The sequence below is a fragment of the Agromyces sp. H66 genome (genome assembly GCF_004959775.1).
Classification (GTDB): domain Bacteria; phylum Actinomycetota; class Actinomycetes; order Actinomycetales; family Microbacteriaceae; genus Agromyces.
The window spans coordinates 91,895-113,777 of sequence record NZ_SJZG01000007.1 but is presented as its reverse complement, the minus strand read 5'-3'; the positions used below and the strand labels follow the sequence as shown (position 1 = coordinate 113,777).

The following is a 21,883-nucleotide window of genomic DNA, read 5'->3' as shown; positions in this document are numbered from 1 at the left end:
GCTGCCTCACTGCGTTGGAAGGTGGGGTCCGAGGTCGAGGTCGGGCGAGGTCGCCCGCGCCGGTGCGCGGCGCGGGCGGCCTCGGGTCACTCGCCGGCGACCGGCGGTGCGACCGTCTCGGCGTCGATGGTCTCGACGAGCTCGGGCACCCAGTCGCCGCCGTCCTGCACGAGCCGCGCCTGGTACATCGGCTGGATCATCGCGTGGTCCTCGGCCCGAACGGTGATCTCGCCCTTGACCGATTCGAACGTCCAGCCCTCGAGCGCCTCGATCATGCCGTCGACCGTGTCGCCGCCCTCGCGGATGGCCTGCACGATCATCTGCGCGGCGACGAAGCCGTCGGGAGAGAACAGGTCGGCCTCGGCGCCCGCGGCCTCGAGGTGCTCGATCATCGCCGCCTCGGCGTCGGTGCCGGAGGCGCCGCCGAAGTAGTGGTTGAGGAACGAGATCTTGTCGGATGCGTCGCCGTATGCGCCGTAGGTCGCGACGTCGCCGAGGCCCGTGACGACGGGCACGGCGTCGAAGACGCCCTGCTGGGCGAGGGCGGTCCACATGGCGCCCGACGAGGCCCCGGCCCACGCCACGAAGACGAGGTCGGGCGAGGCGCCCAGCAGCTGCTGCGCGAACGGCGTGAACTCGGTGGCGTCCTCGGCGACGAGCACGCCTTCGACCGTGGCGCCCTGGCCGCCGAGCACGGCCTGAACGCCCGCGAGGTTGCCCTGGCCGAACGCCGTGTCCTGGGCGAAGACGACGACCTTCTTCCCGGCCGGATCGCCGATGAAGGTGCCCGCGGTCGCGACATCCTGGAAGGTCTGCCGGCCCGACCGGAACGTGTACTCGTTGACGCCGGTGATGGCGTCGGCGGCCGCGGGGCCCGAGATGTAGAGGATCTTGTTCTGCGCGGCCTGCTCGGCGAGCGCCGTGGCGATGCCGGACGCCGCGGTGCCGGCGAGGATCTGGTAACCCTGCCCGATGAAGTCCTTGGCCCTCGAGACCGCGGTGTCGGGGTTGCCCTGGTCGTCGGCCCACTCGATCTCGAGCTCGCGGCCGTCGACCGTGCCGGTGCCGTCGGTCGCGTAGTCGAGGCCGGCCTCGAAGCCCGCGGTGTACGCGGCCCCGTAGGCGGCGAGCGGTCCGGTCTGCGACGTGAGCATCGCGACCTTCACCGGAGCGCCGGCGTCCGTCGCGTCACCGCCGCCGGTCGCCGCGGTCGGTGCGCACCCGACCAGTGCAATGGATGCGGCGGCGATGATCGCCGTCGCGAGGTACTTCTTCGTAGCCCGCATGTGAATGCCTCTCGACAGTGAAATGGCTGGACGTGTGCAGTGCGAACCTGACAGGTGGTTCAGGTCTCAGAAACGTACAATAGGCTGGAAGTCGAAGCGCACGCAACTCGAACGAAGGAGTTCACCGAACCATGACCGTCCCCGATGTCGTCATCATCGCCGGAGCACGCACGCCCTTCGCGCGCATCAGCGGCAACCTCGCCGGCCGCACCGCCGTCGAACTCGGCACCGTCGCCATCCGCGGCGCCCTCGAGAAGGCCGGCGTCTCCCCCGATGACGTCGACGCCGTGATCATGGGCCAGGTGCTGCAGGCCGGCGCCGGCCAGAACCCCGCCAAGCAGTCCGCGGTCGCCGCGGGCATCCCGTGGCGGGTGCCCGCCACCACCGTCAACAAGGTCTGCCTGTCGGGCCTCGTCGCGATCACGGATGCCGCGCGCCTGATCCGCCTCGGCGAGGCATCCGTCGTCGTGGCCGGGGGCCAGGAGTCGATGACGCGCGCCCCGCACCTCCTGCCCGGCTCACGGGCCGGTTTCGCCTACGGCGGCGTCGAGCTCGTCGACCACGCCGCGAACGACGGCCTCACCGACGCGTTCGACCACGAGTCCATGGGCGCCTCGACCGAGCGCTTCAACGCCCGCTACGACATGACCCGGGCCGAGCAGGACGAGATCGCCGCCGCGTCGCACGTGCGCGCCGGGCAGGCGCAGGCCGCGGGCGTGTTCGCCGACGAGATCGTGCCGGTCGAGGTGCCCCAGCGCAAGGGCGACCCCGTCGTCGTCGCCGAAGACCAGGGTGTGCGGCCCGACTCCACCGTCGAGGTGCTCGGGAAGCTGCGTCCGGCGTTCACGGCCGACGGTTCCATCACGGCGGGCAATTCCTCGCCGCTCTCCGACGGCGCCGCGGCGGTGGTGGTCGCGAGCCGCGAGTGGGCCGAAGAGCGGGGGCTCCCCTGGCTCGCGCTGGTCGGCGCCGCCGGTCAGGTCGCCGGCCCCGACAACTCGCTGCACTCGCAGCCCGCCAACGCCATCGCGGCCGCGCTCGAGAAGGCCGGCCTCGGAGCCGGCGATCTCGACCTCGTCGAGATCAACGAGGCGTTCGCCGCGGTCTCGCTGCAGTCGGCCCGCGAACTCGGCATCTCGAACGAGATCGTCAACGTGCACGGCGGCGCCATCGCGGTCGGCCACCCGATCGGCGCATCCGGCGCCCGACTGGCCCTGCACGCGGCGCTCGAGCTGTCGCGTCGGGGCAGCGGTCGCGCCGCGGTCGCGCTCTGCGGCGGCGGCGGCCAGGGCGAGGCGCTGCTGCTGTCGCGCTGAGCGGACTCGTACCGCACGAGAGCTTGTGCAGGAGAAGGGGCCTCATCCCGTGCTGAGGTACGGGATGTGGCCGCTTCTCCTGCGCAGGCCTTGCGCGGCCGCGCGATCGCGCGACCGGACGGCCGCCGCTCGACCCTCGCGCGCGGGCATGCGACGATATGCCGCATGGCACTCGCGCATCTGCCGCTCGACCACCGCCTGCGGCGGATGACCGGACGCGACCCCGACGAACCGCATCGCTCGGCCACGCCCCTCGAGCTGTTCTTCGACCTCACGTTCGTCGTCGCCTTCAGCCAGGCCGGTGCGCAGACGGCGCACCTGCTCGAGCTCGGGCACTGGTGGCCCGCGATCGTCGGGTTCGCGTTCGCGGTGTTCGCCATCTGGTGGGCATGGATCAACTACTCGTGGCTCGCCTCGGCGTACGACAACGACGACATCTTCTTCCGCGTCGCCACGATGGTGCAGATGCTCGGAGTGCTGGTGCTCGCGCTCGGCCTGCCCGACCTGTTCCACTCGCTCGACGAGGGTCGGCACGTCGACAACGGCGTCGTCGTCGCGGGCTACGTGGTGATGCGCGTCGCCACCGTCGCGCTGTGGCTGCGTGCCGCGAAGCACGACCCGTCGCGCCGGCGCACCGCGCTCACCTACGCGGCGTTCGTGTCGGTCGCACAGGTCGGCTGGGTGGCGCTCATCTTCGTCAACCTCCCGCTCGCCCCGACGCTGGCCTTCAGTGCGGCACTCATCATCCTCGAAGTCGTCGGGCCGTACGTCGCCGAGCACGGCCGGGACGGCGGCACCCCGTGGCACGCCCATCACATCGCCGAGCGCTACGGGCTGCTCGTCATCATCACGCTCGGCGAGATCGTGCTCGGCACGATCCTCGCGCTCTCCGCCGTGGTCGACGAGCAGGGATGGTCGGTGGAGACCGTGCTCGTCGCCTTCGGCGGCACCGCACTGGCGTTCGGGTTGTGGTGGTCGTACTTCACCATGCCGTCGGGGAAGGTGCTCCACCGCTTCCGCGAGCGCGGATTCGTGTGGGGGTACGGGCACTACTTCGTCCTGGCCGCGCTTGCCGGCACCGGCGCGGGCCTGCACGTCGCCGCATACGAGATCCAGGGCATCGCGCACATCGGCATCGTGCAGGCACTGCTCACGGTCGTCGTGCCCGTCGGCATCTTCATGATCGCGCTGTTCACGGTGTACTCGCTGCTGCTGCGGCAGTTCGACCCGTTCCACATCTGGCTGTTCATCGGCAGCATCCTCGTGCTCGTGCTCGCGGTCGTCGCGGTGGCCGCCGGGGCGAGCTTCGGGGTCGGCATCCTGATCACCGCCGCGTCGCCGCTGATCGTCGTGGTCGGCTACGAGACGGTCGGCCACCGCCACCAGGCTGCGGCGCTCGATCACCTCCTGGCGCCCTGAGCTTGTGCAGGAAAAGGGGCCCATCCTCCGCTGGGACCGGGGATGGAGCCCATCTTCCTGCACGAGCTTCGGGTGCTACGCGTTCGGCCGGTTCGCGCGCAGCACCTCGAGGCGTGCGCGGTACTCCGACTCGTCGATGTCGCCCTTCGCGAACCGCTCGGCGAGCGTGGACTCGGCGCTCGCGCCGCGCGCCCACGGCGGGCCGTAGCCCTCGGGGCCGCCGTTCGCCCAGGCGTGCCGCCGACGGCTGACGAGGAAGACCACGAGGCCGATGACGAGGATCCAGAAGTCGGGGATGAGGAAGAACACCCATCCGAATCCGGCACTCCAGGGTCCGGCGTAGTGGGTGTCCATGGCGAGGGTGGCGAGGGTGGCGAGCATGAGGTGTCCCTTGATCATGCGACCCCGGGATGGGCCGTCGAGACCATGCTCGTGCGGCGGCGGCATCCGCGAATCCGCCCGGTGGAGGCACTTCGCCTCCTCCCCAGGGAGCAGGCGACGGATGCTACTGCCAGCCGGGTGCCACGAGCCCCGACTCGTAGGCGACCACCACGAGGTGGACCCGGTCGCGTGCATGCAGCTTCGACATGATGCGCGACACGTGGGTCTTCGCCGTGAGCGGGCTCAGCACGAGCCGAGCCGCGATCTCGTCGTTGGTGAGCCCCTGGCCGACGAGGCGCAGCACCTCGCGCTCGCGGTCGGTCAGTGCCGCGAGACGCTCCTCGTCAGGGGCGTCCCGCAGGCCGACGGCCATGCGCTCGAGCAGGCGCTTGGTCACGCCCGGCGAGAGCAGCGCCTCGCCGCCCGCCACCACTCGCACCGCGCGGATGAGGTCCTCGGGCTCGGTGTCCTTCACGAGGAACCCGCTCGCTCCGGCCCGCACCGCGCGGGCGACGTACTCGTCGAGCTCGAACGTGGTCACGATCACGACGTGGACGCCCGCGAGCGCCGGGTCGGCCGCGATCTGCTCGGTCGCCCAGAGCCCGTCGCCACCCGGCATCCGGATGTCCATGAGCACCACGTCGACGGGCTCGCGACGCACGAGCGCGAGGAGTTCCTCGCCGGTCGACGCCTCCCCCACGACGTCGAGATCGTCCTCCGCCTGCAGCAACGCCCGGAAGCCGGCCCGCACGAGGAGCTGGTCGTCGGCCAGCGCGACCCTGATCATGCCGTCGCCCCCCACGGGAGACGTGCGGTCACGCGCGTGCCGCCGCGGGGCGACGCCGAGATCTCCACCGAGCCGCCGAGGAGCGCCGCCCGCTCGCGCATGCCGAGGATGCCGGTGCCCTCCTCCGCGCCCCGGGAGCCTCGGCCGTCGTCGTCCACGGTGACGAGCAGCTCGTCGTCGAGCCGCTCGAGGGCGACGATCGCCCGCGTGGCATCCGCGTGCCGCACGACGTTCGTGAGCGCCTCCTGCACGATGCGGTACGCCGCGAACTGCACGGCGCGGCCGGGCGGCTCGGCGAGCCGGTCGACGAGCTCGGCCTCGAAACCGGGCGAGCGCACCCCGGCGAGCAGGCGCGGCAGTTCGGCGAGCTCGGCCTGCGGGGCGAGCGGCGCGTCGCCCTCGCTCCGGATGACCCCGAGGACGCTCCGCACCTCCTCGAGCGCCGTCTTCGAGGTCTCCTTGATGCTGCCGAGCGCGGTGCGGGCCTGCTCGGGATCCCGATCCATGAGGTGCAGCCCGACGCTCGCCTGCACGTTGATCTGCGACAGTGCGTGCCCGATGACGTCATGCAGCTCTCGGGCGATGCGCATTCGCTCGCGCTCCTCGGCGGTGCGGCGGCGGCGGATCGCCGCGGCCTGGAGCTCGGCGGCCCGGTCCCGACGCACCCGCACGAGGGCGCCGATGCCGAAGCAGGCGGCGAGCCCCAGTGTCACGAGGGCGATCCGGAACGGATGCCACGCCAACCCCACCATCGGAGCGAACACCATCGCGGCGACCCAGGCGATCACCACCGAGACGACCGCCCAGACGAGCGCGCGGCGCGCCACCGCCAGCACGATCGCGAATGCCAGGGCCAGGTAGGGCGGCCCGTCGTCGCGGACGAGCAGGAGATAGCCGAGTGCCGCGGCGGCGACGAACGCCACGGTCGGTCCCGGGTACCGGCGCGACGCGAGCAACGCGATCGGCCCCACCGCGGCGAGCGCGATCTGCGCAAGCCCCGCGGCGACCCCCGGTCGGTGCCAGAACACGCTGCTCATCGCCGCCGGCACCTGCACCAGGAGACTGATGACGACGGGGATCCACAGCACGGCGCCGGGCGGCGGGCGGAAGCGGTCGGGTCGTCCGTCCCACCGTGCCTCCCAGTGGGGTCGACCGTCGGTGACGGGCACCCCCCGATCGTATCGCCGCGGCATCCGCCCGGGATCGGCCCGTCGGACGCTCACGTGCTACTCCCGCGGGAGTACGACCGAGTCAGAACAGCTGCACCGGCTTCACGAGGTCGGCGTAGATGAGGAGCGCGCTCATCGCGCCGAGGACCACGACCACCGCGAGGGTCACCGGCATGAGCTTGGCGAGGTCGACCGGGCCCGGATCGGGGCGTCGGAACAGCTTCGCGAAGCCGCGCCGGATGGCCTCCCACAGGGCGCCGGCGATGTGTCCGCCGTCGAGCGGGAGCAGCGGGATGAGGTTGAAGACGAACAGGGCGATGTTCAGCGACGCGAGGATGCCGATGAGCCCTGCGGCCTTCGAGGCGAGCGGAATCTCCTCGAGGCTCGCGATCTCACCCGCCACCCGGCCGACGCCGACCACCGAGATGGGACCGTTCGGATCGCGGTCGCCGGGCCCGAAGGCGGCCTCGGCGACGTCGACCATGCGCTGCGGCAGGTTCAGGATGATCCCGACCACGCCGGTGATGTTCTCGCCGACGGCGGGGAGCACGGCCGTGACCGGCTGGCGCACCGTCTCGGATGCGGGGCCGATGCCCACGAAGCCCGCCTGCACGGTGACGGGCTCGCCCGCGGCATCCGTCACGAGCTGGCCTCGCTCGTCGGTGACGTAGCGCTCGCTCAACATGGGGGTGACGGTGAGCGCGACCTCGACGCCGTCGCGCTCGACCACGACGTCGAGCGGCTCGCCGGGGTGGTCGCGGATGATCGCGGTGGACTGCGTCCACGACTCGACGGCAGTGCCGTCGATCGAGACGATGCGGTCGCCGGGAAGGATGCCGGCCTCCGCGCCGGGCGCGGCCGGGTCGCCCGTCTCGCAGGTCTGGCGGTCGCTGGTGGCGGGCAGCACGCACTCGTTCACGGTCGCGACCGTGGTCGACGGCTGCGCCACCCCGAAGCCCATGAGCAGCACGGCGAAGAGCGCCACCGCGAGCACGAGGTTCATGAACGGACCGCCGAGCATGACGATGATGCGCTTCCACACCGGAAGGCGGTAGAAGGCGCGGTCCTCGTCGCCCGGCGTGATCGACTCGGTGCTCGAGTCGCGGGCGTCCTGCACGAGACCGCGGAAGAATCCCGTGCTGTCGGTGCCGGCCTGCTCGCCCTTCGCGGGCGGGAACATGCCGATCATCGAGATGTAGCCGCCGAGTGGAATCGCCTTCACGCCGTACTCGGTCTCGCCGCGGCGCTTCGACCACATGGTCGGGCCGAAGCCGATCATGTACTGCGTCACCTTGACGCGGAACAGCTTGGCGGGCACGAGGTGCCCGATCTCGTGCAGGCCGATCGAGACGGCCAGGCCGATCACGATGATGACGACGCCGACGATGAAGGCGAGCACGGAATCCACCCGTCGAGCGTACTGCCGCCGGCTCTGCGACGGCTGTCGTTCGGCTGTGAGAACGGGATGCCGCCCTTCGACCGGCTCAGGGACCTGCGACGCGGGCGATGCGCGCCTCCGCCGCGCGCCGGGCGCTGCGCTCCGCCTCGGCGAGCGAGGCGACCGAGACCCGGTCGGCGGATGCCTCGTGGGATTCGACGACGGCGCGCACCGTGTCGACGATGTCGGTGAAGCCGAGGCGGCCGGCGTGGAACGCCGTCACGGCCTCCTCGTTCGCCGCGTTGAACACCGCGGGGTACTCGCCGCCGGCGCGGCCGACCTGCTTGGCCAGGGCGACGGCCGGGAACGCCTCGGCGTCGAGCGGTTCGAAGGTCCAGCTCGTCGCGGTCGTCCAGTCGAGAGGCTTCCCGACGGCGGCGACCCGGTGCGGCCAGTCGAGGCCGAGCGAGATCGGCAGTCGCATGTCGGGCGGCGACGCCTGCGCGATGGTGGAGCCGTCGATGAACTCGACCATCGAGTGCACGATCGACTGCGGGTGCACCACGACCTCGATGCGGTCGTAGTCGACGTCGAAGAGCAGGTGCGCCTCGATCACCTCGAGGCCCTTGTTGACGAGCGTGGCGGAGTTCGTGGTGACGACCAGGCCCATGTCCCAGGTGGGATGGGCGAGCGCCTCGGCGGGCGTGACGTCGACGAGGTCCGCCCGGCGGCGCCCGCGGAACGGACCGCCCGAGGCGGTGAGCACGAGGCGCCGCACCTCGGCGTGGGTGCCGGCGAGGAGGGCCTGCGCGATCGCCGAGTGCTCGGAGTCGACGGGCACGATCTGGCCGGGCTGCGCCAGCCGGGTCACGAGATCGCCGCCGACGATGAGCGACTCCTTGTTGGCCAGGGCGAGCGTCGTTCCGCGTTCGAGTGCGGCCAGGGTGGGCCCCAGCCCGACCGAGCCCGTGATGCCGTTCAGCACCACGTCGGCGTCGACGTCGCGCACGAGCTGCACGGCCTCGTCGATGCCGACGGCGGTGTGCTCCACGCCGAACTGCGCGGCCTGCGCCTCGAGCAGTGCCCGATTCGATCCGACCGCGAGGCCGACGATCTCGAAGCGGTCGGGGTTGGCGCGGATGACGTCGAGCGCCTGCGTGCCGATCGAACCGGATGAGCCGAGGATGATGACGCTGCGCACCGTCCCACTGTACGGCCGGAGACCGACGCGGCGTTCTCGTTCAGGTGATGACGGCGACGGATGCCGCGCGGTTGCCCGGCACGGGCACGTCGTGGAACTCGACCCGTCGCCACACCGAGCCGAACTCGGGGACGCTGCGCACGATGCGGCCGACCCCGCCGTCGGCCCCGGGCATGGTGAGCGCGAGCCGCGACGGCTCGATGAAGTCGGTGTGGCCGACGGCGCGGAGCAGCGCGGTCTTGCGGGCCCACAGGGTGGCGCGCACGAGCGCGCGCCGCGCCGCGTCGAGTTCGTCGAGCGCGCGCCGTTCGTCGGCGTGGAACGCCGCCTCGTCGATGGCCTCACCCGCGTCGAGCGTCGCGGACTCCATGCCGATGCCGAGCGGATGCCGCGTGGCCGCCGCCGCGACGACGGCGTCGCCGCACACGGCCACGTCGGCGTACCAGGGCGCGCCCGACGCCGTCAGCGGGTAGGCGACCGCCACCCGTCCGTGGCGGGCGCCGCACGTCGCGCAGGCGTGCTCGAGCTCGACGTCCTCGGCGGGAACGCCGGACGAGCTCGCGATGAGCCCGCGGAGCGCCGCGTCGGCCGACGGCGGCCGTCGGGAACCCGCGAACACGAGGACCCGCACGCCGGTCCCCTCGAGCTCGACCAGCTCGCCCTCCGTCGTGACGTCCATGCGTCCCATCCTCGCGCATCCGGCCCGGCCGCGCCGTGCTCGCGCTGCCGGCGACGCAATATTCCGACCCGGGCATGCCGGCCCGCCTATGGTCGGATGGTGAGCGAGATCGAAGCCGACGCCGTTCCGGCGCCCGTCGTGCGGCAGGGTCCGCTGTACCGCATCGTCCGCGGCATCCTGCGTCCGCTCGTGCGGCTCCTGTACCGCCCGACCATCACCGGCGCCGAGCACGTGCCGAAGCGCGGACCGGTCATCCTCGCGAGCAACCACCTGTCGTTCGTCGACAGCATCGTCATCCCCCTCGCGTCGCCCCGGCCGGTGCAGTTCCTCGCCAAGTCGCACTACTTCACGGGCACGGGCCTGAAGGGCTGGATCTCCCGCACGTTCTTCACGGCCATCGGCGCCGTGAGCGTCGAGCGCGGGGCGGGCGCACAGGCGCAGGAGGCGCTCGACCAGGGTCGCCGCATCCTCGAGACGGGCGCCGCGTTCGCGCTCTACCCCGAGGGCACCCGCTCGCTCGACGGCCGGCTGTACCGCGGGCGCACGGGTGTCGCCTGGCTCGCCCTCGAAACCGGTGCGACCGTCGTGCCGGTGGGGCTCATCGGCACCGAGGCGATCCAGCCCGTCGGCGCGAAGCTCCCCCGCATCCGTCCGGTCACGGTGCGGTTCGGCGCGCCGCTCGACCTGAGCCGGCACGGCGCCTCGTCCTCCGGTCGTGCACGTCGCGCCGCGACCGACGAGGTGATGGCCGCCATCCACGCACTCACGGGCCAGGAGCTCGCCGGCCGCTACAACGAGACGCCGCCGTCGGGGACGCTGGCGAAGATCGCCGACCGCGTCGTGCCCCGCGAGCGGGTCTGACCGGATTCCCAGCCTGCCCTCGCGCGCGCCCGGTATCGTCGACACGATGAGGATCGCCGACGTCGCCCGAGGCATCGCCGTCGCACTCGTGGCCGTGGCGCTCGCCTCGTGCACCGTGCCCGCCGACGACGCCGGCCGAGCGCGGCTGCCCGCTGCGCCGGGCTGGTCGGAGCCGTCGACCTCGGAGTTCGACCCCGGCCACATCGTGAGCGACGACGCCTTCTACGACAGCGGGGCGATGACCGAGGACGAGATCCAGGAGTTCTTCGAGTCGGTGCCGTGCCGTGCCGACGAGGGCGTGCGCTGCCTCGCCGACTTCACGCAGACGACGACCACCCAGCCCGCCGAGGGCGGCGCGCACTGCGGCGAGTATCGCGGCGGCATCCGGGAGCGCGCGAGTCGCATCGTCGCCAAGGTCGCGGATGCCTGCGGCGTGAGCCCCCGCACGCTGATCGTGCTGCTGCAGAAGGAGCAGTCGCTGCTCACCCGCCCGACGCCGTACGGCTACGAGCGCGCGACCGGCTACGGATGCCCCGACACGGCCGACTGCGACGCGAAGTACTTCGGCTTCTTCAACCAGGTCTACAACGCGGCCTGGCAGTTCCGGCAGTACACCGAGGAGCCCGACCGCAGGTTCCGCATCGGCACCGTCGAGGTGGGGTACCACCCCGACGCCGCGTGCGGCGCCTCGCCCGTCGAGATCCGCAACCAGGCCACGGCGAACCTCTACAACTACACCCCGTACCAGCCGAGCGACGCGACCCTCGCGGATCCCGACGAGGGCGACGCCTGCTCGGCGTTCGGCAACCTGAACTTCTGGCGCATCTGGCATCGCTGGTTCGGCGACCCGCAGGCGGAGCGACTGCCGTCGTACTTCCCGCCGTGCTCGCGCCTCGTCGGCGGGCACGCCTGCCCGGCGCAGCCCACGCTGCCGGCCGCGGCCTCCGGTCGCTGAGTCCATCGAAGCGGCTCGCCGGCTCCCTTCGACAGGCTCCCTTCGACAGGCTCAGGGAGCGGCGACCACGATCGTGGGCTCGTGGCGCACCGGGAAGCCGACGGATGCCGCGATGAAGCACTTCTCGGACGCCTCGGCGTGGATCTCGCGGGCGGCGTCGAGCATCGAGGCATCCGCCACCGTGACGCGTGGACGCAGCACGACCTCGGTGAAGGAACCCCCGCCGCGGCCGTCCTCGACCATGGTGCCCGTCGGGGCATCCGAGTAGCCGCGCACGACGACGCCGTGCCGCGTCGCGACGTGCAGGTACGAGAGCATGTGGCACTCGCTGAGCGCCGCGAGCAGCAGCTCCTCGGGATTCCATCGTTCACGGTCGCCGTGGAACACCCGGTCGCTCGACCCCGCGATGTCGTGCAGCTTGCCGGCGGCGCGCACGACGTGCGCCCGGCTGTAGGCGCGGTAGTTCGACGTGCCTTCGCCGCGGTCGCCCTGCCACTCGACCTCGAGCGTGTAGTGGTGTGTCCCGAGCATCCCTCGTCCTCTCGACCGGTACCGTCCCGTCCTCGATTGTGCACCCTCCCGGCCGCGGCGGGCTCCGCCCGCGGCGATAGGCTTGGGGCACCATGACTGACACCCAGATTCCCGCAGAGACCGCGACCGCCCCGGTGTACTCCGTGCCGCAGGAGCGTCGGGTCGTGACCGCCATCCCCGGTCCGAAGTCGGAGGAACTGCACGCCCGACGTTCGAAGGTCGTCTCCGCCGGCGTGTCCTCGGCCCTTCCCGTGTACATCGAGCGCGCCAACGGCGCCGTCCTCGTCGATGTCGACGGCAACCGGTTCATCGACTTCGGCGCGGGCATCGGCGTGACCACCGTCGGCCACACCGAGCAGCGCGTGGTGCAGGCCGCCGCCGACCAGCTGCAGGACGTCATCCACACGCTGTTCACCATCACGCCGTACGAGGAGTACGTGCGGGTCGCCGAGCTGCTCGCCGAGCACACGCCGGGCGACTGGGCGAAGAAGTCCGTGCTCGTCAACTCGGGCGCCGAGGCGGTAGAGAACGGCGTGAAGATCGCCCGCAAGCACACGGGCCGCCGCGCCGTGGCCGTGCTCGACCACGCCTACCACGGCCGTACCAACCTCACGATGGCGATGAACTACAAGGCGCACCCCTACGCCACCGGCTACGGGCCGTTCGCGGGCGACGTCTACCACGCGCCGAGCTCCTACCCGTACCGCGACGGCCTGTCGGGCGCCGACGCCGCGGCGCGCACGATCGCCTACCTCGAGAAGGTCGTGGGCGCGACCGACCTGGCGTGCCTGGTGGTCGAACCCATCCAGGGCGAGGGCGGCTTCATGGTGCCCGCCGACGGGTACCTGCCGAGGCTCCAGGCCTGGTGCACCGAGCACGGCGTCGTCATGATCGCCGACGAGATCCAGAGCGGCATGGCGAGGACCGGCCGGTACTACGCGAGCGAGCACTTCGGTTGGGAGCCCGATCTCGTGCTCTCCGCGAAGGGCATCGCCGGCGGACTCCCGCTCGCCGCGGTCACCGGTCGTGCCGAGATCATGGATGCCTCCCACCCGGGCGGCCTCGGCGGCACGTTCGGTGGCAACCCCGTCGCCTGCGCCGCGGCGATCGCCGTGTTCGAGTCGATCGAGCAGAATCACCTCCTCGACGAGGCCGAGCGCATCGGGCGCACCCTGAAGGCCGGCCTCGAGCGCCTCAAGGAGCGCTACGACGTCATCGGCGACATCCGCGGCAAGGGCGCGATGGTGGCCATCGAGCTCGTGCAGCCCGGCACCGCCGAGACCACGAAGCAGCCGAACCCCGAGGCCGTCTCGGCGCTGGTGGCCTATGCCGCCCAGCACGGTGTGCTGTTCCTCAACGCCGGCACGTGGGGCAACGTGCTCCGCTTCCTGCCGAGCCTCGCGGTCACCGACGCCCTCATCGACGACGGACTCCGCGTGCTCGACGACGGCTTCGCGTCGCTCGGGTGACCCGGTGCCCGGTACATTCTCCGTCAGCGACGCCGTCGAACTCGCCGTGGTCGAGCGCAGTGGTTTCATCGAGTCCAGGCACGCCGGTTCCGCCGTCGTGCTCTCCCCCGAGGGCGAGGTCGTGCGTGCCCTCGGCGACATCCGCACGCCCGTCTTCCCCAGGTCCTGCCTGAAGCCGTTCCAGGCGGTGGCCGTCATGACCTCGGGCGTCACGCTGCGCGGCGAGGACGCGGCGATCGCCACGGCGAGCCATTCGGGCACGGCGGCGCACGTCTCGCTCGTGCGCGGACTGCTCGACCGGGTATCGCTGCCGCCATCGGCGCTCGGCTGCCCGCCGGCGGCGCCGTCGGACCAGGTCTCGCGCGAGGACCTGATCCGCAGCGGCGGCGCCCGCGAGCGCATATACATGAACTGCTCGGGCAAGCACGCGGCGATGCTGCTCTCGTGCGTCGCGAACGACTGGTCCCTCGACGGCTACCTCGACCCCGAGCATCCGCTGCAGAAGCGGGTGCTCGACGTCGTCGAGCGCCTCACCGGCGAGCGGCCGGCGGCGACCGCGGTCGACGGCTGCGGCGCCCCCGTGCACGCCATCAGCCTGGGCGCGCTCGCCCGCGGCATCCAGAAGATCACGACGGCCGCCGCGTCCTCCCCGTTCGCGTTGTTCCGCGAAGCCGCGGCGCTCACCGAGGCGGTGCGCGAGAACCCGTGGGCCGTCGGCGGACCCGGCCAGCCCGACACCGTCGCGATCGAGCGCCTCGGCGTGTTCGCGAAGGTGGGCGCCGAGGGGGTCATGGTGATGACCGCCCCCGACGGCACCACCACGGCGCTGAAGGTGCTCGACGGATCGTCGCGCGCCTCGACCATCATCGCGCTGCGCCTGCTCGCCGATTCGGGTTCGATCGAGCATGCCGCCGTCGATGCCGTGCAGACCGAGCTCGACCTGTGGGTCATGGGCGGCGAACGCCGTGTCGGCGAGGTGCGCGCCACGGTCTGAGCCTCGCGGCCCTGGCGGCGACTGCGCCATCTCGGCGGCCTCCGCGCCACTCGACGTGGCGCGGAGACGCACGAGATGGCGCAGTCGCGACGGTCGCTCGCCCGTCAGCCGAGCTTCGCGAGCCGCTTCGCGCGGGCCGCGCGCGACACCTGCGCGCCGATCACGAGCACGAGCGCGAACAGGAACACCGCCGAGGCGATGACGTTCGCCTCGGCCGGGATGCCGCGCGATGCGGAGATGTACACGTACTTCGGGAACGTGGAGGTCGAACCCGAGTTGAAGTTCGTGATGATGAAGTCGTCGAAGCTCAACGCGAACGACAGCAGCGCGGCGGCGAGGATGCCCGGGGTGAGCAGCGGGAACGTGACCCGCCAGAACACCTGCGCCGGGGACGCGTAGAGGTCGCGCCCGGCCTCCTCGAGCGCCGGATCGAGGCTCGCCACGCGCGCCTTCACCGTGACGACCACGAAGCTGATGCAGAACATGGTGTGGGCCAGGATGATCGTCGTCATGTCCTTGGGCACGCCCACCGCGAGGAACTGGGCGGCGAGCCCCGCGCCGAGCACGACCTCGGGCGTCGCCATCGGAAGGAACAGCAGGAGGCTGATCGCCGAACGCGCCCGGAACCGGTAGCGCACGAGGGCGATCGCGATCATGGTGCCGAGCGTGGTGGCGATCACCGTGGCCGTGAGGCCGATGACGACGCTGTTGCCGAAGGCCTCGCACACCGCGCCGCCCTCGACCCTGCAGACGTTCAGCCACTTGTCGAAGGTGAACCCGCGCCAAGAGATGTTCGACTTGATCGAGTCGTTGAACGAGAACACGAACGTGTAGACGATCGGGATGAGCAGGAACACGAACGCGATGATCGTGTAGGCCGGAAGCAACCAGTCGCCGAGGCCGATGCGGCGTCGTCGTGGCTTCTGGATCGGGATGCGTGCCCCCTCCCGCTGCTCCTGCTCGGCGAGACCGCCGAGCACGGCCCCCGCCTGGACTTCGCCGCTCACAGCAGGTCCTCCGTTCCGGAACGCTTCACGTAGATGCCGACGAGCACCAGGATCGCCGCCATCAGGATGATCGAGAGGGCCGCCGCCGCCGGATAGTTCAGGAGCACGAGGAAGTTGGCCTCGATGACGTTGCCCATCATCTGCGTGTCGGGACCGCCGAGGAAGTCGCGACTCGCGTTCACGTAGTCTCCCGCCGCCGGGATGAACGTGAGGAGCGTGCCCGCCACGATGCCGGGCATCGAGAGGGGCACCGTGATCTTGCGGAACACGGTGAACGGGTTCGCGTACAGGTCGCTGCCGGCCTCGAGGTACCGGGTGTCGAGGCGCTCGAGCGTCGTGTACAGCGGCAGCGTCATGAACGGGATGAAGTTGTAGGTGAGCCCGAAGATGACGGCGAAGGGCGTGCCCGTGAAGTGCGCGTCGGGGGCCATCAGCGACAGCGCCTTCAGCGACGAGATGATGATCGACTCGTCGGAGAGGATCTGCTTCCACGCGAGCGTGCGCAGGAGGAAGCTGATGAAGAACGGGGCGATCACGAGCACGAGCATGAGGCTCTGCAGCAGCGGCCAGCGCCTGGCCTTCACGCCGATGAAGTAGGCGAGCGGATAGCTGAAGAGCAGGGCCAGCACGGTGGCGGCCAGCGCGTACCCGAACGACCGCGCGATGTGCGGGAGGTACTGCTGGATGACGGTCACGTAGTTCTGCCAGTTGAACGCGTAGTCGAACTGGCCGATGTCGCCGAACTCCCGCGGCGCCTGCAGCGACGTGAGCACGAGCGAGATGAGCGGGGCGAGGAAGAACAGCACGAGGTACGCGATGCCGGGCAGCAGGAGGAAGAGCGCGATGCGGCTCTTCTTCTTGGGTGCCTGGGGCTGCGCCTCCGCCGTCGCGAACGCTGCGAAGGCCATCGTCAGTGCTCCTCGAGCTCCGAGACGAGCGCCTCGCGACGCTGCACCGCGATCGATCGCGTCGAGTCGTCCGACGGGAACCGGCCGACCTCGCTCGGTTCGTCTTCGAGCCCGAACCCGTGGTCGACCGCCCAGCTCAGCCACACGTCGGTGCCGACATCGGCGACGGGACCGAAGCCCATGTTCTGCGCGAACACGACGACGGTGCCGGCGCCGGCGACCTCGACGAGGTACTGCGTGCTGACGCCCGAGAACGAGACGTCCACGATCCGGCCCGGACCGAGCACGTTGCGATCCGACGATGCGGCGGGCTCGTCGACGTGGAGGGCGACCTTCTCGGGCCGGACCCCGACCGTGACCTCGCCCTGGTGGCGCTGGGCGCGCGATGTGGGCACGACGATGCGACCGCCCGCCGCCGCGACCGTGATCGCGGTGCCGGTCGTGCCGACGACCTCGCCCGTGAACAGGTTGGACTGGCCGAGGAAGTTCGCCACGAAGGACGTGCGCGGGAGCTCGTAGAGCTCCTCGGGGGCGCCCATCTGCTCGATCGCGCCCTTGTTCATGACCGCGACCGTGTCGGCCATTGTCATGGCCTCCTCCTGGTCGTGCGTGACGTGCAGGAAGGTGAGGCCCACCTCCTCCTGGATCGTCTTCAACTCGAGCTGCATCTGACGACGGAGCTTCAGGTCGAGCGCGCCGAGCGGCTCGTCGAGGAGCAGGAGGGCCGGGCGGTTCACGATCGCGCGGGCGAGTGCGACGCGCTGCTGCTGACCGCCGGAGAGCTGCTGCGGCTTGCGCTGCGCGACGTGGTCGAGCTCCACCAGCTTGAGCGCTTCGTGCGCCTTGCCGAGCGGATCGGCCATGCGACGGCGCTTCAGCCCGAACGCGACGTTCTCGATGATCGTCATGTGCGGGAACAGCGCGTAGCTCTGGAACACGGTGTTGACCGGCCGTTCGTGCGACTTCGTGTCGGTCACGTCCTTGCCGCCGATGAGGATCCGGCCCCTGGTCGGCTCCTCCAGACCTGCCACGAGCCGGAGGGTCGTGGTCTTGCCGCAGCCCGACGGACCGAGGAGGGCGAAGAAGGAACCGGCCGGGATGACCAGGTCGAGCTCTTCGATCGCGGTGAAGCCGGGGAACCGCTTCTGGATGCCGACGAGTTCGAGGTCGGCGCCGCGTTCGGCGAACTCACGTACCGCGATGCTCATGCGCCCAGCAGGATGCTCTGGAACTCGGTCTGGTACTTCTGCTCCTCGGCGCCGGAGAGGGAGCGGAAGACGTAGGCGTTGGAGAGCGTCTCCTCGTTGGGGAAGATGAGCTGGTTCTCCGCGAGCTCGGGGTCGATGGCCGCGGCGGCCTCCTGTGCGCCGACGACGGGCGTGATGAAGTTCACCCAGGCCGCGACCTCCGCGGCCACCTCGGGCTCGTAGTAGTAGTTGATGAGCGTCTCGGCGTTCGTCTTGCGCGGCGAGCCGATCGGCACGAGGAAGTTGTCGTTCCACAGCGTGCCGCCGCCCGAGGGGATCAGGAACTCCCACTTGTCGCCGGCCTCGGCGTTGATCACCGTGATGTCGCCCGACCAGACGATGGCCGCGAGGGTGTCTTCGCTCTTCAGGTCCTCGAGGTAGGAGTTGCCCTTGATGTTGCGGATCTGGCCGTCTTCGACCTGCTTGCGGAGCTGTTCGAGCGCCTCGTTGTACTCCTCGTCGCCCCATTCGCCCGAGATGTCCACGCCGTTCTCGAGCATGAGCAGGCCCATGGTGTCGCGCATCTCGGAGAGCACGCCGACGCGGCCCTTGAGCTCGGGGTTCCAGAGGTCTGAGACCGAGGTGAGCCCACCGGGGATGGCCTCCTTGTTCCAGGCGATGCCGGCGAAGCCGCCCTGCCACGGGATCGACATCTCGCGACCCGGGTCGAAGTCGACGTTCTGCAGCGACGGGGTGAGGTTCGCGAGGTTCGGGATGTTGCCGTGGTCGAGGGCCTGGGTGTATCCGAACCGGATCCAGCGCGCGACCATCCAGTCGGTGAGGCACACGGTGTCGGCGCCGATGTCCTGGCCGAGCGCCAGCTGGTCCTTGACCTTGCCGTAGTACGTGTTGTTGTCGTCGACGGCGACCTCGTAGTTCACCTTGATGCCCGTCTCCTCTTCGAAGGCGACCAGCGTGGGGTAGTTGCCGTCGTCATCCTCGTCGATGTACGCGGCCCAGTTCGCCCAGTTGAGGGTCTTGTCGTTCGCCGAGTTGTCGGCCGCGGCGGTCGGCTGCGACTGGCCGCCGCCGGTCGAGCACGCCGCGAGCGCGAGCGCCGAGGCGCCGGCACCGGCGCCGGCGAGCAGCGTCCGGCGATTGAGCTGAGTCTGACGCGCCTGGGCGATCAGCCGACGGATCATCGGGTCCTGGGGAAGAGGCCGAGCGGTCACGGGAACTCCATTCGGTGCAGGGACGTGCAAGGGGTTGATCGATATTGCCACACTGAGGTCAGAGAATCACGAGATCATGTCCGAATCGTTAATTTCTGACGACAGACCGTTCGGATTCCGTTCCGGATCGGTCACTCGGGCGACTGATTCCGTCGTCGCCGTGGAGGCCAGCCGGCCCGCCGCGACGCGGTTCCCGCGGCGGATACCACGCACTGGGTCACGCGGTCGTCGAGCAGCGGCGGCAGCCCCTGTCCGGCGTGGAAGACCCGATGCTCCCGCGGGCCGCCGTGCACGACGACCGTGGCCTCCTCGCGAGCCAGGGCGGCCGACGACCAGTTCGCCGCCCACGCGTCGGCGTCGCCCACGACGAATCGGGCCGCCACCGGCCGGGCGGCGCCGGCGATCGCGGTGCGGACGACCGTGTCGCCGACGGGCTCGAGCAGGAGCGCGTCGAAGCCCGCCTCCCGGAGCGCGGCGAGATCGGCCCGCGGCGCCGCCGACACGACGGCGTACAGGCCGGCGACCGCCTCGAGCGGTTCCGGAGCCGGGTGGGGCTCTGCGGCGCTCGCCGGCGCGTGCACCACCTGCATCCGATGGCCGTCCCATTGGCCGGCCCCTGGCGGCTCATGCGCGCGCCAGAGTTCGCCGGAGCCGCCGGCATGCACGAGCTCGGCCCTGCTCGCATGCCGGAGCAGCAGACGGCGCCCGAACGCCTCGAGGATCCCGGCGCCCAGCCGGTGGGCGAGGCCCGCCGCCGCGGCCACGTGCACGCCGGCCCGCCGCCCCTCTCGCAGCACCGCCTCGAGCGCCGCGATCGCCGCGTGCCGGTGGTCGTCGGGCCAGTCGCCGAACGCGTGATCGAGGTCGTCCACGAGGAGCAGGAGCTCCGGTCCGGGTTCGGCTCGCTCGACCCGAGCGAGCACGGCGTGCAGGATGTCCCAGCGCCGGCTCCGGGGACCGTCGAGGCGTAGCACCGCCGGAGTCGACTCCCGACGCTCCGCCGCCCGGGCGACCGCCGCGAGGGTGGTGGTGCGGCCGCTCCCCGGCGCGCCCAGGACGAGCAGGTGCCCGTCGTCGGCGGGCGACCAGGCCAGCACGTCGTGCCGCTGGCGTTCGGGCACGTCGACGAGGCCGATCGCGAGCGCGCCGGGTGGCAGGCTCGCGGTTGCCTCGGCCCGGTCGAGCTCACGGGCCGGGAGTCGCTCGGGCAGCGGATCCAGCCACGGCCGCCGCGCCGGGCGGGCGCCCGCGCCGGCCGCGCGAAGTCGTGCGAGCGCGCCGTCGCCGACCCGTGCGGACTGGAATACCACGGGCACGCCGTCGCCCACGTCGACGACACCGCGCCCCGGCGTGTCGGGCCGGATCGACGCCGCCGCCTCGGTGCCGACCACCGCCATGCTGTCGGCGCGCTGCATGACCCGCAGGGACACGCGGATCGAGCAGTTCGCGGTGACCTGTTCGCGGACGACGCCGTTGGGGCGCTGCGAGGCGAGGATCAGGTGCACCCCGAGCGAGCGGCCGCGCGCCGCGATGTCGGCGATCACCGCGCCGAGCTCGGGAAACCGTTCGACCATCGCCTGGAACTCGTCGACGACGATGACCAGGCGCGGGAGGTCGACGCCGGGGCCGAGCCCGACGATGTCGCGCGCCCGCTCGGCCCGCAGCACGGATTCGCGACGGCGCAACTCCGCACGCAGGCTGAGCATGGCGCGCTCGGCCTCGGATTCGTCGAGGTCGGTCACGATGCCCGTGACGTGGGGCAACCCGCGCAGGGGCTCGAACGAGGCGCCGCCCTTGAAGTCGACGAGCAGGAACGCCACCCGGTCGGGCGGATGCACGGCGGCGAGCGCGGCGAGCCAGGCCAGCAGGAACTCGCTCTTCCCGCTGCCGGTCGTGCCCGCGACGATGGCGTGCGGGCCGCCGGCGACGAGGTCCAGCCCGAGGGGGCCGTCCCGATGCACGCCCACGTGCACGTGCAGGTCGGCGCGCGAGCCCGGCACCCCGACCGGCTGCTCGAGGTCGTCGAGGTCGACGCGCGTCGCCAGGGCGGTGTCGGCGGCGTATCCCTCTCGCACGGCCGCCGCCCGCATCCGGTCCGCCCACGCCGTCGCCTCGGCCGCGCCGATCAGCTCGGGGACGACGACGTCGCGGACACCGCCGAGGCCACTCCGGTCCACCGTGGCGGACCCGTGACCCGCCACGTGCACGACGGTCGCGAGGCCGGGCGGCAACGCGGCGGGCTCCGCGGCGACCGCGATCACCGCACCCGCCGCGCCGATCGCGACCGATGCGCCCGTGCCGCTCGGACGCGACCGTGGCGGTTCGATCCGACCCCCGTCGTCCAGCACCCGGACGACGCGTTCGCCTCCGCCGCCGTGATGCGGCAGTCGCCGCGCCCATGACCACTCGGCGCCCGCGGGCACCTCGATCCCGACGAGGTCGGGTCGGCATCGATGGGCGAGCTGGAGGAGCAGGCCGCGTGCCGTCGCCCGCGCGAGGGGCGGCGGCCCCACGATCCCGATGCCGAGACCGGCGGGCGCGGGCACGGGCGCATCGTCGAGCCGCTTCGCGAGGGCGACCAGCTCGCGATCGGCGGCATCGACGGCCGTGCCGTCGACGCGGAGCCCGCTCGCGACGCCGCCCCGCCCGACGATCACGGCACCGGGCGTCGCCTCCCGCCAGTCGGCGGCCGCCGATGCCGCGGCGAGGTGCCGTGCCGACGGCGCCCGGCGCCACGCGGCGGCCCGCTCCTCGGCATGCCGCTCGATGATCTCCGCACGCGCCGACTCGAGGCGCTGCGCCCGATCGGCGACTCCCCGGCGGCGGGCGCGTCGCGCCTGCCGGCGCGAATCGAGCACCGAGGCCACCGCGACGAGCGGCCCGAGCGCGGCGAAGGCGAGCGAGACGGCCGACCCCGTCGCCATCCACAGCACGAGCGCACCCGCGACCGGAGCCGTGGTGGCCAGCAGCGGGAATCCGGCCGCCGGCGGCTCGGGCGGATGCGGCGGCAGGACGATCGGCGGGCCGACGGGCTCGTCGGGGGTGGGGTCGGATCGGTCCATCGCCTCATCCGATCACCCGGCGACCGCGACGGCGACGGAGGATCGCCTCGACGAGGCCGCA

19 protein-coding genes are annotated in these 21,883 nt (G+C 71.7%); 6 read left to right on the top strand and 13 right to left on the bottom strand.

Features of this window, described 5'->3' with window-relative positions:
- Positions 1 to 86 precede the first annotated feature (86 nt).
- Complete coding sequence (locus tag EZM51_RS13200) at positions 87 to 1,286, bottom strand: substrate-binding domain-containing protein (RefSeq protein WP_136708727.1); 1,200 nt, start codon at positions 1,284 to 1,286, stop codon at positions 87 to 89.
- A 131-nt stretch (positions 1,287 to 1,417) separates the two neighbouring features.
- Here EZM51_RS13200 and EZM51_RS13195 point away from each other — a divergent pair, with 131 nt between their 5' ends.
- Both EZM51_RS13195 and EZM51_RS13190 read left to right on the top strand, forming a co-directional pair.
- The gene (locus tag EZM51_RS13195; protein ID WP_136708726.1) at positions 1,418 to 2,602 is read left to right on the top strand and encodes an acetyl-CoA C-acetyltransferase; all 1,185 of its coding nucleotides are present in this window, start codon (positions 1,418 to 1,420) and stop codon (positions 2,600 to 2,602) included.
- 165 nt (positions 2,603 to 2,767) lie between these two features.
- Positions 2,768 to 4,021, top strand: a complete 1,254-nt coding sequence (locus EZM51_RS13190) for a low temperature requirement protein A (protein ID WP_248305646.1) — start codon at positions 2,768 to 2,770, stop codon at positions 4,019 to 4,021.
- 75 nt (positions 4,022 to 4,096) lie between these two features.
- Here EZM51_RS13190 and EZM51_RS13185 read toward each other — a convergent pair whose 3' ends face one another.
- The 6 genes from EZM51_RS13185 to EZM51_RS13160 form a co-directional block, all read right to left on the bottom strand.
- Entirely contained in the window at positions 4,097 to 4,402 is a 306-nt protein-coding gene (locus tag EZM51_RS13185) for an SHOCT domain-containing protein (RefSeq protein WP_136708725.1), read from the bottom strand.
- Between the two features lie 124 nt (positions 4,403 to 4,526).
- Positions 4,527 to 5,189, bottom strand: a complete 663-nt coding sequence (locus tag EZM51_RS13180) for a response regulator transcription factor (protein ID WP_136708724.1) — start codon at positions 5,187 to 5,189, stop codon at positions 4,527 to 4,529.
- Positions 5,186 to 6,358 carry a sensor histidine kinase gene (locus tag EZM51_RS13175; protein WP_169053903.1) on the bottom strand — a complete coding sequence of 391 codons (1,173 nt, stop codon included), beginning with the start codon at positions 6,356 to 6,358 and terminating at the stop codon, positions 5,186 to 5,188. The genes EZM51_RS13180 and EZM51_RS13175 overlap by 4 nt, the downstream gene beginning before the upstream one ends.
- 82 nt (positions 6,359 to 6,440) lie before the next feature.
- A complete protein-coding gene (locus tag EZM51_RS13170) occupies positions 6,441 to 7,766 on the bottom strand; it encodes a site-2 protease family protein (RefSeq protein WP_248305645.1) in 1,326 nt (441 codons plus the stop codon).
- 76 nt (positions 7,767 to 7,842) lie between these two features.
- Positions 7,843 to 8,937, bottom strand: coding sequence for a 1-deoxy-D-xylulose-5-phosphate reductoisomerase (dxr, locus tag EZM51_RS13165; protein WP_136708722.1), 1,095 nt, complete (start codon positions 8,935 to 8,937; stop codon positions 7,843 to 7,845).
- 40 nt (positions 8,938 to 8,977) lie between these two features.
- Positions 8,978 to 9,616, bottom strand: a complete 639-nt coding sequence (locus tag EZM51_RS13160; protein WP_136708721.1) for a hypothetical protein — start codon at positions 9,614 to 9,616, stop codon at positions 8,978 to 8,980.
- Between the two features lie 96 nt (positions 9,617 to 9,712).
- On the opposite strand from EZM51_RS13160, the gene EZM51_RS13155 reads away from it, so the two are divergent.
- Together EZM51_RS13155 and EZM51_RS13150 are read left to right on the top strand one after the other, a co-directional pair.
- Complete coding sequence (locus tag EZM51_RS13155) at positions 9,713 to 10,477, top strand: lysophospholipid acyltransferase family protein (protein ID WP_136708720.1); 765 nt, start codon at positions 9,713 to 9,715, stop codon at positions 10,475 to 10,477.
- 46 nt (positions 10,478 to 10,523) lie between these two features.
- On the top strand, positions 10,524 to 11,432 hold the full coding sequence (locus tag EZM51_RS13150; protein ID WP_136708719.1) for a hypothetical protein: 909 nt from the start codon (positions 10,524 to 10,526) through the stop codon (positions 11,430 to 11,432).
- Positions 11,433 to 11,483: 51 nt separating this feature from the next.
- Here EZM51_RS13150 and EZM51_RS13145 read toward each other — a convergent pair whose 3' ends face one another.
- Positions 11,484 to 11,963, bottom strand: a complete 480-nt coding sequence (locus tag EZM51_RS13145; protein WP_136708718.1) for an OsmC family protein — start codon at positions 11,961 to 11,963, stop codon at positions 11,484 to 11,486.
- A 92-nt stretch (positions 11,964 to 12,055) separates the two neighbouring features.
- Between EZM51_RS13145 and gabT the strand changes: the two genes are divergently transcribed.
- A complete protein-coding gene (gabT, locus tag EZM51_RS13140; protein WP_136708717.1) occupies positions 12,056 to 13,432 on the top strand; it encodes a 4-aminobutyrate--2-oxoglutarate transaminase in 1,377 nt (458 codons plus the stop codon).
- A 4-nt stretch (positions 13,433 to 13,436) separates the two neighbouring features.
- Positions 13,437 to 14,426, top strand: a complete 990-nt coding sequence (locus EZM51_RS13135) for an asparaginase (protein ID WP_136708716.1) — start codon at positions 13,437 to 13,439, stop codon at positions 14,424 to 14,426.
- Positions 14,427 to 14,530: 104 nt separating this feature from the next.
- On the opposite strand, the gene EZM51_RS13130 is transcribed toward EZM51_RS13135, so the two are convergent.
- The 5 genes from EZM51_RS13130 to EZM51_RS13110 all read right to left on the bottom strand — a co-directional run bounded on the left by EZM51_RS13130 (position 14,531) and on the right by EZM51_RS13110 (position 21,822).
- Positions 14,531 to 15,331: an ABC transporter permease gene (locus tag EZM51_RS13130; RefSeq protein WP_211195909.1), complete on the bottom strand. Its 801-nt coding sequence runs from the start codon at positions 15,329 to 15,331 to the stop codon at positions 14,531 to 14,533.
- Between the two features lie 98 nt (positions 15,332 to 15,429).
- Positions 15,430 to 16,341 (bottom strand): ABC transporter permease, encoded by a 912-nt coding sequence (locus EZM51_RS13125; protein WP_136708715.1) that lies wholly within the window; start codon positions 16,339 to 16,341, stop codon positions 15,430 to 15,432.
- A gap of 2 nt (positions 16,342 to 16,343) precedes the next feature.
- A complete protein-coding gene (locus tag EZM51_RS13120) occupies positions 16,344 to 17,549 on the bottom strand; it encodes an ABC transporter ATP-binding protein (RefSeq protein ID WP_211195904.1) in 1,206 nt (401 codons plus the stop codon).
- Positions 17,546 to 18,760: a spermidine/putrescine ABC transporter substrate-binding protein gene (locus tag EZM51_RS13115; RefSeq protein ID WP_248305644.1), complete on the bottom strand. Its 1,215-nt coding sequence runs from the start codon at positions 18,758 to 18,760 to the stop codon at positions 17,546 to 17,548. Before EZM51_RS13115 ends, EZM51_RS13120 begins: the two co-directional genes overlap by 4 nt.
- Before the next feature lie 131 nt (positions 18,761 to 18,891).
- Complete coding sequence (locus EZM51_RS13110; protein ID WP_136708714.1) at positions 18,892 to 21,822, bottom strand: FtsK/SpoIIIE domain-containing protein; 2,931 nt, start codon at positions 21,820 to 21,822, stop codon at positions 18,892 to 18,894.
- Positions 21,823 to 21,883: the final 61 nt, after the last annotated feature.

What these genes read in the sequence shown, in the direction of transcription:
- EZM51_RS13200 (WP_136708727.1), bottom strand. Translation starts at nt 1,286, where the DNA reads ATGCGGGCTACGAAGAAGTACCTCGCGACGGCGATCATCGCCGCCGCA.
- EZM51_RS13195 (WP_136708726.1), top strand. Translation starts at nt 1,418, where the DNA reads ATGACCGTCCCCGATGTCGTCATCATCGCCGGAGCACGCACGCCCTTC.
- EZM51_RS13150 (WP_136708719.1), top strand. Translation starts at nt 10,524, where the DNA reads ATGAGGATCGCCGACGTCGCCCGAGGCATCGCCGTCGCACTCGTGGCC.
- EZM51_RS13190 (WP_248305646.1), top strand. Translation starts at nt 2,768, where the DNA reads ATGGCACTCGCGCATCTGCCGCTCGACCACCGCCTGCGGCGGATGACC.
- EZM51_RS13120 (WP_211195904.1), bottom strand. Translation starts at nt 17,549, where the DNA reads ATGAGCATCGCGGTACGTGAGTTCGCCGAACGCGGCGCCGACCTCGAA.
- EZM51_RS13185 (WP_136708725.1), bottom strand. Translation starts at nt 4,402, where the DNA reads ATGCTCGCCACCCTCGCCACCCTCGCCATGGACACCCACTACGCCGGA.
- gabT (WP_136708717.1), top strand. Translation starts at nt 12,056, where the DNA reads ATGACTGACACCCAGATTCCCGCAGAGACCGCGACCGCCCCGGTGTAC.
- EZM51_RS13145 (WP_136708718.1), bottom strand. Translation starts at nt 11,963, where the DNA reads ATGCTCGGGACACACCACTACACGCTCGAGGTCGAGTGGCAGGGCGAC.
- EZM51_RS13160 (WP_136708721.1), bottom strand. Translation starts at nt 9,616, where the DNA reads ATGGACGTCACGACGGAGGGCGAGCTGGTCGAGCTCGAGGGGACCGGC.
- EZM51_RS13125 (WP_136708715.1), bottom strand. Translation starts at nt 16,341, where the DNA reads ATGGCCTTCGCAGCGTTCGCGACGGCGGAGGCGCAGCCCCAGGCACCC.
- EZM51_RS13155 (WP_136708720.1), top strand. Translation starts at nt 9,713, where the DNA reads ATGGTGAGCGAGATCGAAGCCGACGCCGTTCCGGCGCCCGTCGTGCGG.
- EZM51_RS13110 (WP_136708714.1), bottom strand. Translation starts at nt 21,822, where the DNA reads ATGGACCGATCCGACCCCACCCCCGACGAGCCCGTCGGCCCGCCGATC.
- EZM51_RS13180 (WP_136708724.1), bottom strand. Translation starts at nt 5,189, where the DNA reads ATGATCAGGGTCGCGCTGGCCGACGACCAGCTCCTCGTGCGGGCCGGC.